This is a genomic window from Ruegeria sp. HKCCD6428, assembly GCF_013110595.1.
GTDB lineage: Bacteria > Pseudomonadota > Alphaproteobacteria > Rhodobacterales > Rhodobacteraceae > Ruegeria.
In genome coordinates this window covers 954,969-969,057 of record NZ_WVQX01000001.1, presented here as the reverse complement: position 1 = coordinate 969,057, position 14,089 = coordinate 954,969, and the positions used below count along the sequence as shown (strand labels likewise).

Below are 14,089 nucleotides of genomic sequence, written 5' to 3'. Positions count from 1 at the left end.
CACAGGATTATGTCGCAAGTGTTGCAATATGTTACTGTAACAGTTCTGTAAAACGGCCTTAAATGACGTTACGTCCAAACTACGGGCACAAGACGGAGTTTAAGGCAATGGTAACGCCTGAAGAAGTATTGAGTTTTTGGTTAGATGAGGTGGGTCCAAAGGGCTGGTACATAGAGGATGAAGCGCTGGATTCAGAAATCCGCGCACGTTTTCAATCAACGTGGGAGGCTGCGGCCGAGGGCAAGTTTTCGCTCTGGCTGACCTATCCCAGCGGGTCACTGGCTTACATAATTTTGACGGACCAATTTCCACGCAACATGTTCCGCGGGCAAGCGCGTGCTTTCGCGACGGACCGAGCGGCCCTGGCAGCTGCAAAATGCGCGGTAGACAGAGGCTGGGACAAGAAGATCGATGAACCGGCCCGGCAGTTCTTTTACCTGCCGATGATGCATTCGGAAAATCTGTGTGATCAGGAACGCTGCGTGCGTCTGATCTGTCAGAACCTAAGCGGCGATACAAGCAATCTGCTGCACGCCCGTGCGCATCGCGAAGTGATCCGCAAGTTCGGTCGTTTCCCTTACCGGAACAAAGCACTGTCGCGCAGCTCGACCCCCCATGAAGAGGCTTACGTCGACATGGGCGGCTATGGCAGCACTGTGCGAGAGCTGCAAGCAATGGCGTGAGACTGTACAAAGGTTTTGCGCCTCTGTTGTTAGTGCGGTGGCTTCAGGCTCCCGGCTCGCATCCTTTGAACGACAAGACGCGTTCGGACGCGACGTCTGCTCCGGTCTGTATGGCCTGGGCGATCAAAACCTCTGGTGTCTCTGCAAGTTCTGTGAATCGCTCCTGCGCAGTTTGTAGCTTTTGTTCAACCGCGTTCAGGCGGCGCAATGTTGCCTGGATATTTTGAGCGGTTTGACTGTCCGTAACTTGGTTTTCCCTCATCAGCGTCGTCAAATCACCGCGCAACGCGGAAAGCTCGCCCCGAATGCCCTTCGCTTCATCCCGAATAGGGGCAAGAACTTGCACTGTCTCTGAGAATTCCGCCGAGACGCTTTCGACTTTCGATGCCAGCTTCCAGCCTAAAAACAAGCACAGCGCCACAAGTATCAAAGTTGCGTTTAGCAGAGCAAGCGCCAGATCTTTTAGTGTTTTGGCCATGGTAAACCCCTTGAATTCAATGTGTTCACAAATGTCCGAGCGGCGTCGGCGTTTCTGTTCTAGCCATAGCATGGGCCTGCGTATAGGCTGAAATCCGCATATTCAGGTAAGGTTTACCCTGTGTCTCATTTGTCGCGGGAACGCGTGTTGATGCGTTTCTGAAAATAGTTTAATGGTAAACTAAATTTTCACCACCTGCGCCGAGAGGAACACATGGCTGCACAATCCTATGATCTGATCGTAATCGGGGCTGGCCCCGGTGGCTATGTCGCCGCCATCCGTGCGGCCCAGCTTGGTCTGAAAACCGTCGTGGTCGAGCGCGAGCACCTTGGTGGCATCTGCCTGAACTGGGGGTGCATTCCCACCAAGGCATTGCTGAGGTCTTCCGAAGTGTTCCACCTGATGGAACGCGCCAAGGATTTCGGATTGAAGGCCGACAAGATCGGTTACAATCTGGACGCGGTCGTCAAAAGATCCCGTGGCGTTGCCGGGCAGCTTTCGGGCGGCATCGGCCATCTGCTGAAAAAGAACAAGGTCGCCGTGGTGATGGGTGAGGCGACGATCCCCGCAAAAGGCAAGGTCAGCGTCAAGACCGATAAGGGCACCGAAGAACTGACGGCCAAGAACATCATTCTTGCAACCGGCGCACGGGCCCGCGAACTGCCCGGTCTCGAGGCTGATGGCGATCTGGTCTGGACGTACAAGCACGCGCTGCAACCGCCCCGGATGCCAAAGAAGCTGCTGGTCATCGGCTCGGGCGCGATCGGAATCGAATTTGCCAGTTTCTACAACACGTTGGGGGCCGACACGACGGTGGTCGAGGTGATGGACCGCGTGTTGCCCGTGGAAGATGCGGAAATCAGTGCCTTGGCTAAGAAAGCCTTCACCAAGCAAGGCATGACCATCATGGAAAAAGCCATGGTCAAGCAGTTGGATCGCGGCAAGGGCAAGGTCACCGCTCATATCGAGGTCAAGGGCAAGGTTGAAAAGCACGAGTTCGACACCGTTATCTCGGCTGTCGGGATTGTTGGGAATGTCGAAAACCTCGGGCTCGAGGCGCTGGGCGTCAAGATCGACCGCACGCATGTGGTGACGGATGAATATTGCCGCACCGGCGTCGATGGCCTTTATGCGATCGGTGACATCGCGGGCGCGCCCTGGCTTGCACATAAAGCCAGCCACGAAGGTGTCATGGTTGCCGATCTGATCGCGGGCCAGCATGCGCATCCGGTCAAGCCCGAAAGCATCGCCGGATGTACCTATTGTCAGCCGCAAGTGGCCTCGGTGGGATATACCGAAGCCAAGGCCAAAGAGCTGGGCTATGACATCAAAGTGGGTCGCTTCCCCTTCATCGGCAACGGCAAGGCCATTGCTCTGGGCGAACCGGAAGGTCTGATCAAAACCGTGTTCGACGCCAAGACTGGCGAACTGCTGGGGGCCCATATGATCGGCGCGGAAGTCACGGAACTGATTCAGGGTTATGTGGTTGGGCGGCAGCTGGAGACCACCGAAGAAGACCTGATGAACACGGTCTTCCCGCACCCGACTCTGTCAGAAATGATGCATGAAAGCGTGTTGGACGCTTATGGCCGCGTGATCCACATGTAACGTCATACGCGTGTTGCGGTCGGACAGGGGGCTCTGCCCCCGCCTTGCTGCGCGCGGCTCCCCCGGGATATTTTGGGCCCGATGAACAAGGGATCTTTTATTCATCTGGCGGCAAATATCCCGGAGCGCGAGGCAGAGCCTCGCTGAAATCCGTTACTTGTTCAAAGCATCCAGAATGCGGGCCCACGAACGGATGCCCTTGTGAAAGCTTTTGACGTCGTATTTCTCATTCGGCGAATGGATGGCGTCGTCCTCGTTGGCATAGCCGACCAGCATCGAATCCAGCCCCAGAACGGTATTGAAATACCCGACGACGGGGATCGAGCCGCCCATGCCGGTAAACACCGCTTCGCGGTCCCACTCGTCCGACAGTGCTTTGCGCGCGGCTTCGAATTCCGGGCGATCGATATTCATGACCGAAGCGGGCGAACCTTCCAGATCGTTGTCCCAGACAACTTTTGCATCCGGGGACAGGCGATCCTCGACATGTTTGCGGATCTTGTTGCGCAGCGCGTCGGGGTCCATGTCGCCGACCAGTCGGCACGTGATTTTACAATGCGCTTCCGAAGGGATAACGGTTTTCGAGCCTGCGCCATTGTATCCGCCCCACAGCCCGTTCACCTCAAGTGTCGGGCGCGCCCATTGCTGTTCGAGCGTCGAATAGGCTTTTTCGCCGTGCGGCTGGGTATAGCCGACCGAATTCAGATAATCCGCTTCATCGAAACCGCAATTCTGCCACTGGCGCAGCTGGTCCTGGGGCACTTCATGAACGCCTTTATAGAAACCATCGACCGCGACACGCCCGGTTTCGTCATCATAGAATGAGGCAACGATCTTCGACAGCTCGCGCAGCGGGTTCAGCCCCGGGCCACCGTAATGGCCGGAGTGCAGATCGATGCGGGGCCCGATGATCGTGAACTCGTCCTTCAGCATGCCGCGAAGCTGCGCGGCAATCGACGGAACACCTCGCGACACCATGGATGTATCGCAAACCAGCGCCAGATCCGCTTTGAGTTCGGCCGCGTTTTCTTCGAGGAAGGGGACCAGCGAGGGTGAGCCGGATTCCTCTTCGCCTTCAAAGAAGAAGGTGATGCGGCAGGGCAGGGATCCGTGCACCGCTTTCCATGCGCGGCAGGCTTCGACGAATGTCATCAATTGACCTTTGTCGTCCGATGCCCCGCGCCCGCGGATGACGTGGCCGTGCTCGGTATCTTCGATGGCGGGGTCAAACGGGTCGCGCGTCCAAAGGTTCAACGGATCGACGGGTTGCACATCATAATGGCCATAAAACAGGATATGGGGTGCATCCGAGTCCTCGCCCACATGGCCTACGACCATCGGGTGTCCCGGGGTTTCCCGTTTTTCTGCTGCAATTCCGATACTGTTGAGGTCGGCAACCAGCCAGTCGGCCGCACGGCTGACGTCGGCCTTGTACGCGGGATCGGTTGAGATCGAAGGGATGCGCAGCAGCTCCATCAGGCGGTCGATCGAGGTTTGCAGATCTTCGTCAATCCGGTTCAGCACGGTGTCTAGCGACATGGGGATCTCCTGCTTGTCTGTGTTCGCGCGAACCCTAGCAGCGTTGACGGCGCCGTCCAGAGCGGTTGATCTGAATTGTTCATGCAATCACAAGCCCGCGAATGACGTTGCGCGGGCTGCGTCGTTTCCACGCGTCCGATAGCCGGAACTATACTTGCCGTGAGCATTGCAAACTTATATTTGATGCAAATCAAAGTTGGGTTCACCTGTTCGGCTGTAACCAGCTGAATAAAGTAACACAAAGCTGCTGATACAGGTTAAGCTGTTGGATGTGGCAGACTAATTGCCCAAGGGAAACCGGAAACGGGCATTCAAGGAGGGTCCGTTGGACTATACTGCTCAGCTCGATTCAGCGATTGCCAGGCTGCATGACGAAGGACGTTACCGGACCTTTATCGATATCGAACGTCGCAACGGACACTTTCCGCACGCGGTACGCACGCGCCCGGACGGCTCGCAGCAGAACATCACCGTATGGTGTGGCAATGACTATCTGGGCATGGGCCAGCACCCTGTTGTTCTGAACGCAATGCACGAGGCGGTCGAAGCCGCAGGTGCGGGATCGGGCGGTACGCGCAACATCTCGGGAACAACGGTCTATCACAAACGGCTCGAGGCCGAACTGGCAGATCTGCATGGCAAGGAAGCCGCGCTTTTGTTCACCAGTGCTTATATCGCCAACGACGCCACGCTCAGCACGCTGCCCAAGCTGTTTCCGGGGCTGATCATCTATTCTGACGCGCTGAACCATGCTTCGATGATAGAGGGGGTGCGCCGAAACGGCGGGGCCAAGCGCATCTTCCGTCATAACGACTTGGCGCATCTGCGCGAATTGCTTGAGGCGGACGATCCCGCCGCACCCAAGCTGATCGCGTTCGAGTCCGTCTACTCGATGGATGGCGATTTTGGTCCAATCGAAGAAATCTGCGATCTGGCAGATGAATTCGGCGCGCTGACCTATATCGACGAAGTGCACGCGGTGGGCATGTATGGCCCGCGCGGCGGCGGCGTGACCGAGCGTGACCGGCTGGCACATCGGATCGACATCATCAATGGCACTTTGGCCAAGGCCTATGGCGTCATGGGGGGCTATATCGCCGCCAGCGCAAAGATGTGCGATGCCGTGCGGTCTTATGCGCCGGGCTTTATCTTTACGACATCGTTGCCGCCGGCAGTTGCCGCAGGGGCTGCTGCATCCGTTGCGCACCTGAAAACCGCGTCTGAGCTGCGCGAGCAGCACCAGACTCAGGCGAAGATCCTCAAGCTGCGGCTGAAGGGAATGGGCCTTCCGCTGATCGACCACGGCAGCCATATCGTACCTGTGATCGTCGGCAATCCGGTTCACACCAAAAAGCTCAGCGATATGCTGCTGGACGATTATGGTATTTACGTGCAACCGATCAATTTCCCGACCGTCCCGCGCGGAACCGAACGTCTGCGTTTTACCCCGTCTCCGGTGCACGGACCCGACGAAATGAACCGTCTGGTGCAGGCGATGGACGAACTTTGGTCACATTGTGCGCTAAATCGCGCCGAACTTGCCGGATAACCTAACGCCAAAGTGTGCAACGAGTTTGCCGCGTGTTAAGCTTACGCTAACAAAACGAGTAGACGAATCATTCTGGGGATGATTCGCCACTTACGCGAAATACGCGACAGGCAGAATGGGGCAGCAGGGATGATTGGGCGCAGATCTCAGCGCGAATCCGAAGAGGACGTAGATGTCAGACCAAAAGGGTTTGACGACTACGAAGTTCGCCTAGGCGACAAGATGCGCGGTGAACGCGCAACGATGGGCAAATCTCTTCTGGATGTTCAGCGCGAGCTGCGGATCAAAGCCAACTATATAGCTGCAATTGAAAACGCCGACCCCGATGCGTTTGATACACCCGGCTTTATCGCCGGGTATGTGCGTTCCTATGCGCGCTATCTGGGTATGAACCCCGATGAGACCTTCGCGACTTTCTGCGAGGAAAGCGGATTTGAGGTTGCGCATGGCATGTCCGCAGAGGCCTCGGTGGTGCGGAAACCTTCAGGGGCTTTGCCTGCGCGCGGCCCGATGGGGCGGGATCCGTTCATTTCGCCCAATACGCCCTATATCCCGGGCAAGGAGTCTCTGGTCAGTCAGATTGAACCTCGTGCAATCGGCTCGTCGCTGGTTTTGCTCGCTGTGATCGGTGGCATTGGCTATGGCGGTTGGGCTGTTTTGAACAAGATTCAGCAAGTACAGGTCAGCCCGGTTGAACAGGCACCGGTGGTTCTGTCTGATCTGGATCCGCTGGATGCGGCGCGCAGCAACGTGTCAGATGATGTTACGGAAGTAGCAAGCGCAGAAGCACTGGACCGTCTCTATCGTCCGCAGGCGCTGGATGTTCCGGTGCTGGTCTCGCGGGATGCTCCGATCTCAACGCTTGATCCGCGCGAGGTTGGAACCTTCCGCCCGCCCGAATTGCCGCAGTTCGAAGTGGCTGAACTGCACACGGTCGAAAAACCGGCCCTGCCGCAAGTGGTCGAACAGATCGATACCACGCTCAAGATCGTGGCAGTTGATCCCGCCTGGATGCGTGTGACGGCTGCGGATGGCAGCGTCATTTTCGAAGGTACGCTGGGAACCGTCGAGCAAGGCAGCGTATTCGAAGTGCCCCTGACGGAAGAACCGCCGACATTGCGTGCGGGCGCGTCGGGATCGGTATATTTCGCGATGAACGGTGAACATTACGGCCCGGCGGGTGCTCCGGGCACTGTCGCCAAGGGTGTCGTTCTGTCGAAAGACGCCGTGTCCGAGGCCTATGCCGTCGCCGATCTGGAGGCGGAACAGAACAGTGCGCTCAAGCAACTGGTGGCGGAACTGCAAACCGAGGCGACAGAAACGCCCGCCGAGTGATCTAGCCATTGCGATAACCCCGTTGCCGAACTATCTACAGTCGCAACTCAGGCAGACGCGGATCCGTCCTTATGTCCCTCAATAACGTGCGCCCATGGCGCGACATCTATCGTCGTAAATCCCGTCAAATCATGGTCGGCAACGTCCCCGTTGGTGGCGATGCACCCATTGCCGTTCAAACCATGACCAATACGCTGACCACCGATGTGGCGGCGACCGTGGCGCAGGTGCAGGCCGCGGCCGAAGCGGGTGCGGATATCGTTCGCGTCTCGGTTCCTGATGAGGCGTCGTCCAAGGCGTTGAAACAGATCGTTCGGGAAAGCCCGGTACCCATCGTGGCGGACATTCATTTCCACTATCGGCGCGGGATTGAAGCCGCCGAAGCGGGCGCTGCCTGTCTGCGCATCAATCCCGGCAATATCGGAGACGAAACCCGTGTAAAGGAAGTCATCCAGGCGGCGCGCGACCACAACTGCTCGATCCGCATCGGCGTGAACGCGGGCAGCCTGGAAAAGCACCTACTTGAGAAGTATGGCGAGCCGTGCCCCGAGGCGATGGTCGAAAGCGGGCTGGAACATATCCGCATCCTTCAGGACAATGATTTTCACGAGTTCAAGATCAGCGTAAAGGCCAGCGACGTGTTCCTGTCGGCCGCGGCCTATCAGGGCATTGCCGAGGCGACGGATGCCCCCATCCATCTGGGCATTACCGAGGCCGGAGGGCTGGTCAGCGGCACGATCAAATCGGCCATCGGGTTGGGCAACCTGCTGTGGATGGGGATCGGCGACACGATCCGCGTCAGCCTGTCTGCTGATCCGGTGGAAGAGGTCAAGGTCGGGTTTGAAATCCTCAAATCCCTTGGCCTGCGTCATCGGGGCGTCAATATCATCTCGTGCCCATCCTGCGCGCGACAGGGTTTTGATGTCATCAAAACCGTCGAGGCGCTGGAACATCGCCTTGAACACATCAAGACGCCGATGAGCCTGTCGATCATCGGATGCGTGGTCAACGGGCCGGGTGAAGCGCTCATGACCGATGTTGGTTTCACCGGCGGCGGGGCAGGGTCCGGCATGGTCTATCTGGCCGGCAAAGCCAGCCACAAGATGTCGAACGACCAGATGATCGATCACATCGTGGAAGAGGTCGAGAAAAAGGCGGCTGAACTGGATGCGGCGGCTGAAGCGGCTGAATAGCATGTTTCTTCGCGACATTTAAAAACCGGGCATCTGTTGTGTAGCGCAATGGATGCCGCCGCCAAGCTCTCCCAGCACATCCACGTCAAGCGTCACGACTTCACGCCCAGGGTGGTGCCTTGCAAGCGTTTCCGACGCGATCCTGTCTGTTTCCGAGTCTCCGAACCGGGCCGCAATCACACCGCCATTGCAGACGTAGTAATTGGCATAAGAGGCCACGAAATCCGGGTTTTTGACACGGCGGAAATGCGGCTCGGGTATCACGTCCATGTTGATGCCCGCGGCAATGAGACGATCGTAGGTGTCCAGCGCGGCCAAGTGGAAAGGATCATCTTTGTCCGGTTCATCCGGCAAGTTGATGATGCCGCGACCGGGGCCGGTAAAGCGGGCCAGACTGTCAATGTGATAGTCGGTGATGTCTTCGCCCCAGACACCTTCGGACCAGATCATGCGTTTGGCCCCATAGGCCGCCAACAACCGGGCTTCGATCTCGTCCCGAGTGAGGCCGGGATTGCGGTTGTCATTCACCCACGAGCTTTCATGCGCCATAAGTGTCCCATGCCCATCCTGCTCGACGCCACCGGCTTCGCCGATCAGCCCGGTCGGCAACAGGGGCAGACCCAGCCTTTCGGCCACTCTGCCGGCAATTTTCGCATCATGTGCGTGAACCTGTTTTCTTCCCCACCCATTGAACTGGATCTGTTGGACCGCAAGCGCGCCACGGGTATTGATCGCAAAGACAGGGCCTGCGTCCCGGCACCACAGATCTTCGGTCGGGACATCCCAGATCTCGACCGCCGCAGAAAGCCGTTTGCTGATGTCTGCGTGATGTTCCGATCCGGCGAGCATTGTAACGGGTTCAAAAGCAGAGATCGTGTTTGCGATTTCCGCAATGGTCCCCTGTACCAATTCCAAAAAAACGGGGTCGGGATAGACGGTGCGGCTTACCGGCCATTGCATGAAAGTGCGTTCATGCCTGGCGTCTTCGGCCGGCACGTGGAAGCCTGTCGCGGACTGCGCAATAGACTGGCCAGAGAAACCCGTCATACCCAACGCTCCTCCGGCCACCAGAAATTCCCGCCGCTTCATGGCACGTCGCCGACAGATCCGGCCTTAGCCGCGTTCGGCACGTATACCGTTAACGATCTGCTGCATCTGATCGGCTGGCAAATAGCCACGCAGCATCTCTGTGCCCAACACGAACGAAGGCGTGCCCGAGATCTGCATCCGCTGGGCCAGAGCACGGGTGCGCGCAATCTCATCCGTAACGCGATCGCTGTCCATCGCCGCGATGATCTCGTCGCTGTTCAGCCCCAAACCGTCCGAGATGCGGCGCAGGGCAACTTCGGTTGGCTCGCCGGTGAATTCCAGCAGGGCATCATGGACCTGCTTGTATGCGTCGTCGCCCGCCACGTGTTTGGTGGCCACGGCAAAACGTGAGGACAGCACAGACGCATCACCCAGAATGGGGAATTCCTTGATCACAAGGCGGATGTTGCCGTCTTCTGCCAGCAGGCTGGTAACTTCGGGAACGGCACGGCGGCAATAGCCACACCGGTAGTCCATGAACTCGACCAGCGTGATGTCGCCATCCGGGTTGCCGCCAACCCAGCTGTACCCATCATCGAACAGTTCATCCGCATTGGCGGCGACCAGTTCTTTGTCCGCCGCGGCTTCGGCGACGGCATTGCGCTCTTCCAGAATGTTGATGGCTTCGATGATCACTTCGGGGTTTTCCAGCAGGTATTCGCGCACCTGGGCACCAAATTCCGCCTTCTCGGCATCGTTCATCGCATTCAAGTCCAGCGCCTGCGCCGAGGTCGCCGCCATGGAAAGCCCCAGAAGGGCGGGTGCAGCATGTCTGAGGATCATTTCCGTTTCCTTTTGTCTTTGTCGAGTCGTTCTGCCGCAATCAACACGTCTTGTGCCCTTTGCCAACCCGGTGAACCTTCGGGCAGTCGTGCCACGGCGCGTTTCGCGTGAATTCCGGCATCTTTCAACCGCCCTTGCAGCGCATACCGCTCTGCCGTCACGGTGGATGCCATACCATCATTGCCAACCTGAGCATAGGCCACACCCAGATCCTGCAACAGCCTGGCGTTCCGGTAGTCCCGGGCGCGGGCTTTTTCCAGCACGCTCAGGGCCTGTTTGGTTTGACCCTGCGCCAGCAACGCCCGCCCGTATCCAGCCAGGATAAGCGCATCGTTCGGAGCCATTTCAACAGCGTTTCCGTACGCTTCAACAGCCGCGCGTATTTGCCTGTTTTCCAGCAGAATTTGCCCTTTCAGGTCATAATAGTAGGGGTCGTTCGGGCGCAGCGCCAAGGCCTCGTCGATGGCACGACGCGCGCGATCCAAATCACGGTTCTGATGATGGGCCGAAGCCTCGCGCATCAGGCGGATGTCCTGAGCGGTTTCTTCTTTGGCGCGTCGTAATGTCCAACTGGGTGAGCGTAAAAAGGCCGACAGTTTGCCTTTGACGCGGGCAAACCAGTAATCGGCATTGGCATTCGGAACGGCCTTGTCGCCGAACTCATCCAGAAACGCTTCGGCGGCGCGCAATCGTTCACGACTGGTGGGATGCGACCGCATGTACGGGTCCTGATTAGCGACGCTCAACAATTCCTGACCCGCGAATTTTCTGTGCAGCTCGACCATGCCGCTGGGGGAAATCTGAGCCCATCGCAGATAGCTTGCGGCGCTTCGGTCGGCCGAGGCCTCTTCGGCGCGGGTATGGCCCAGAAAGCTGCGGATTGCGGCGCCTTGGGTGCCTGCGGCGATGCCAATGGCGGCTTCACCCCCTCCGGCCGCAGCCGCAAGCAGGGCCAAAGCGGTACCAAGGCCCGCATTGCGCCGCGCCGCCTTCAGGTTTTCGGCGCGGCGGGCCAGATGGCCGTTCGCGATATGCGCGGCCTCATGCGCGATCACCGCTTGCAGCATTTCGGGGCTTTCGACCGTAAGGATCAGCCCGTAATTCAAATAGATGGCGTTGTAGTCGATGACGAATGCATTGAACGTGTTGTCATTGACCACAAGGATTTGAACCCGATTGGTGTTCAGACCGGCGGCGCGCAGAACCGGAAAGGCCAGCTCGCGCAGGCCACGCTCGATATCGGGGTCGCGGATCAGGCTTTGCCCATGGGATTGCGTTGCCGCCGCCAGCCAGACACCAACCGACAGGATCAGAGCCGGGATTGACGTCAGCAGGGATACGCGTTCAAAAGCCATGGCTGCAACATGGGAGATGGGCATGAGAAACTCAACCCGGTCCGGGGTCGATCCCTTCATCGTAATGGACGTGATGGAGGCCGCGCGCCGTGCGGAAGAAGCGGGCCGCCATGTGATTCACATGGAAGTTGGCCAGCCCGGAACCGGCGCCCCCAAGGGCGCGACCGAGGCGCTGGCCAAGGCGATGGATCAAAGCCCGTTAGGCTATACGGTGTCTCTGGGTTTGCCTGCACTGCGAAAGCGTGTCGCGCAGCTTTATGGTGAGTGGTACGATGTGGACCTGAACCCGGGGCGCGTGGTCATCACGCCCGGATCGTCCGGCGGGTTTCTGCTGGCTTTCACGGCATTGTTCGACAGCGGGGATCGCGTCGGAATCGGTGCGCCGGGGTATCCGTCTTATCGCCAGATTCTCAGGGCACTTGGATTGGTGCCGGTCGATCTGCCGACCGCGCCTGAAAACCGTCTGCAACCCGTGGCAGCGGATATTCAGGGAATGGGCCTGAAGGGGCTGATGGTGGCGTCTCCGGCGAATCCTACCGGCACGATGCTGGATCACGCCGCCATGGGGTCGCTGATCGAAGCCGCACACGGGCAGGGGGCATCCTTCATCAGCGACGAAATCTACCATGGTCTGGAATATGAGGCCAAGGCCGTGACCGCGCTGGAACTGACGGATGAGTGCTATGTGATCAACTCGTTTTCCAAGTATTTCTCGATGACCGGTTGGCGCGTGGGCTGGATGGTCGTGCCTGAGGATCAGGTGCGCGTGGTCGAGCGGATAGCCCAGAACATGTTCATCTGCGCGCCGCATGCCAGTCAGGTTGCCGCACTGGCCGCGATGGATTGCGAGGACGAACTGCAAGCCAATCTGGACGTGTACCGCCGAAACCGCGCCCTGATGCTGGACGGGCTGCCCAAGGCGGGCTTTACGAAAATCGCGCCTCCGGACGGGGCTTTCTATGTATATGCCGACGTGTCTGACCTGACCGATGACAGCCGCGCATTTGCGGCCGAGATTCTGGAAAAGGCCGGGGTCGCGGTCACGCCGGGTCTGGATTTCGATCCGCAGCGCGGCCATACGACGTTGCGTTTTTCCTATGCGCGTTCGACGGCCGACATTCAGGACGGGCTGGAACGGTTGCGCGTTTTCATGACCGAGCGGAAGGTGATCGGGGAACCTGCCTGAGCCGTTCACAAATCAGCCCTTGTGGTATAGGCTGCCCGGCAAACGATCTCGGGAAAACTTGAGGCCATGAGCAGGATCTTCATTTGCATCGCCCTGATCTGGGCGCTGTGCGGCAGTGCCGTCGCGCAGGATTTCAGCGCGCTGGCACGCGTTCAGCCCGACCAAAGCCGCATCACGGATGTGGGGCGAACTGGCGTTCGCGTGGATATCGGCCTGAGCCAGGGGGTGCCGTACCGGATCTTCACCTTGCAGGATCCGTACCGGATGGTTCTGGACTTCAACGAAGTGGATTGGACCGGGCTGAACCGAACGGATTTCCTGCAATCCGAACGCGTCAGCGGCGTGCAATTCGGAGCCTATGTTCCGGGTTGGTCGCGGCTGGTGTTGGAACTGGGCGCTCCGATGGCCGTAGACACTGCCGTATTGTCAGTTTCCGAGGTTTCGGGGGCGGCTTTGCTGTCTCTCAACCTCAAGGGCACGGATTTTGATACGTTCAACGCAACCGCAGGTGCGCCGCGCAACCCGGGATGGGACCTGCCGGAGCCAGCTGATGTGCCGCAGGCATCGGCGCGCTCGGCAGACCGGCCGTTGCGCGTGATGCTCGATCCGGGGCATGGCGGGATTGATCCGGGTGCCGAAATCGACGGCGTTGATGAAAAAACCCTGATGCTGACCTTTGCCCGCGAACTGCGCGAAGTTCTCTTGCGATCAGGAGGTTATGAGGTGGTCCTGACCCGGGTTGACGACCAGTTCGTCTCGTTGGAGCGCCGGATTGCCCTGGCGCATCGGGCTGGCGCGGATCTGTTCATTTCGCTGCATGCGGATTCCCTTTCGGAAGGTCAGGCCCATGGGGCTGCCGTCTATACCCTGTCGGCCGATGCTTCGGATGTGGCCAGTTCAAAACTGGCCGAGCGGCATGATCGGGGGGATTTGATCTCGGGTATCGATCTGAATGGTGCCGATGATCAGGTGGCCGATGTTCTACTTGATCTGGCGCGCCAGGAAACGATGCCGCGGACCAGGTCCTTGGCCAGCGCGATCGCCAACGGGATGGCCCAGCAAGGCGGGCCGATGAACCGAAAACCGCTGCGGACCGCTTCGTTCTCGGTGCTCAAGGCGGCCGATATTCCGTCTGTTTTGGTCGAACTTGGATTTCTGTCGAGCCCCAGAGATCGAGAAAACCTCAGGGATTCGGAATGGCGGGCGAAAATGGCGTTAGGGATCTTTCAGGGGATCGAAGACTGGCGTCAGCAGGATGTGATCCGCAAATCCCTGATTGGCCAGTGACCTT

General features: G+C 58.7%; 12 protein-coding genes. 7 read left to right on the top strand and 5 right to left on the bottom strand.

Annotated elements, in window-relative coordinates; genetic code table 11:
* Window positions 1–107: 107 nt before the first annotated feature.
* Window positions 108–683 (top strand): DUF924 family protein, encoded by a 576-nt coding sequence (locus GS620_RS04765; RefSeq protein WP_152458288.1) that lies wholly within the window; start codon window positions 108–110, stop codon window positions 681–683.
* Between the two features lie 43 nt (window positions 684–726).
* On the opposite strand, the gene GS620_RS04760 is transcribed toward GS620_RS04765, so the two are convergent.
* Complete coding sequence (locus GS620_RS04760) at window positions 727–1,161, bottom strand: hypothetical protein (protein ID WP_171614328.1); 435 nt, start codon at window positions 1,159–1,161, stop codon at window positions 727–729.
* A 213-nt stretch (window positions 1,162–1,374) separates the two neighbouring features.
* Between GS620_RS04760 and lpdA the strand changes: the two genes are divergently transcribed.
* Window positions 1,375–2,769 (top strand): dihydrolipoyl dehydrogenase, encoded by a 1,395-nt coding sequence (gene lpdA / locus GS620_RS04755; protein WP_171614326.1) that lies wholly within the window; start codon window positions 1,375–1,377, stop codon window positions 2,767–2,769.
* A gap of 153 nt (window positions 2,770–2,922) precedes the next feature.
* Here the strand turns inward: lpdA and GS620_RS04750 are convergent, their stop codons facing one another.
* Window positions 2,923–4,308 carry a dipeptidase gene (locus GS620_RS04750; RefSeq protein ID WP_171115441.1) on the bottom strand — a complete coding sequence of 462 codons (1,386 nt, stop codon included), beginning with the start codon at window positions 4,306–4,308 and terminating at the stop codon, window positions 2,923–2,925.
* Between the two features lie 325 nt (window positions 4,309–4,633).
* Between GS620_RS04750 and hemA the strand changes: the two genes are divergently transcribed.
* The 3 genes from hemA to ispG all read left to right on the top strand — a co-directional run bounded on the left by hemA (window position 4,634) and on the right by ispG (window position 8,385).
* Window positions 4,634–5,857: a 5-aminolevulinate synthase gene (gene hemA, locus GS620_RS04745; protein ID WP_171328057.1), complete on the top strand. Its 1,224-nt coding sequence runs from the start codon at window positions 4,634–4,636 to the stop codon at window positions 5,855–5,857.
* Between the two features lie 129 nt (window positions 5,858–5,986).
* Window positions 5,987–7,192, top strand: a complete 1,206-nt coding sequence (locus tag GS620_RS04740) for a helix-turn-helix domain-containing protein (RefSeq protein ID WP_152458283.1) — start codon at window positions 5,987–5,989, stop codon at window positions 7,190–7,192.
* 71 nt (window positions 7,193–7,263) lie between these two features.
* The gene (gene ispG, locus GS620_RS04735; protein WP_171614324.1) at window positions 7,264–8,385 is read left to right on the top strand and encodes a flavodoxin-dependent (E)-4-hydroxy-3-methylbut-2-enyl-diphosphate synthase; all 1,122 of its coding nucleotides are present in this window, start codon (window positions 7,264–7,266) and stop codon (window positions 8,383–8,385) included.
* An 18-nt stretch (window positions 8,386–8,403) separates the two neighbouring features.
* Here ispG and GS620_RS04730 read toward each other — a convergent pair whose 3' ends face one another.
* From GS620_RS04730 to GS620_RS04720, 3 genes are read right to left on the bottom strand one after another with little or no spacing between them, the layout of a single operon-like run.
* Window positions 8,404–9,474 (bottom strand): agmatine/peptidylarginine deiminase, encoded by a 1,071-nt coding sequence (locus tag GS620_RS04730; RefSeq protein WP_171614322.1) that lies wholly within the window; start codon window positions 9,472–9,474, stop codon window positions 8,404–8,406.
* A 24-nt stretch (window positions 9,475–9,498) separates the two neighbouring features.
* Window positions 9,499–10,257: a DsbA family protein gene (locus tag GS620_RS04725; RefSeq protein ID WP_152458280.1), complete on the bottom strand. Its 759-nt coding sequence runs from the start codon at window positions 10,255–10,257 to the stop codon at window positions 9,499–9,501.
* A complete protein-coding gene (locus GS620_RS04720; RefSeq protein ID WP_171614320.1) occupies window positions 10,254–11,636 on the bottom strand; it encodes a M48 family metalloprotease in 1,383 nt (460 codons plus the stop codon). The genes GS620_RS04725 and GS620_RS04720 overlap by 4 nt, the downstream gene beginning before the upstream one ends.
* Between GS620_RS04720 and GS620_RS04715 the strand changes: the two genes are divergently transcribed.
* Both GS620_RS04715 and GS620_RS04710 read left to right on the top strand, forming a co-directional pair.
* On the top strand, window positions 11,635–12,798 hold the full coding sequence (locus tag GS620_RS04715; protein ID WP_152458278.1) for a pyridoxal phosphate-dependent aminotransferase: 1,164 nt from the start codon (window positions 11,635–11,637) through the stop codon (window positions 12,796–12,798). The two genes, GS620_RS04720 and GS620_RS04715, sit on opposite strands and share 2 nt — an antisense overlap.
* Window positions 12,799–12,864: 66 nt before the next feature.
* Window positions 12,865–14,085 (top strand): N-acetylmuramoyl-L-alanine amidase, encoded by a 1,221-nt coding sequence (locus GS620_RS04710; RefSeq protein ID WP_171614318.1) that lies wholly within the window; start codon window positions 12,865–12,867, stop codon window positions 14,083–14,085.
* Window positions 14,086–14,089 lie beyond the last annotated feature (4 nt).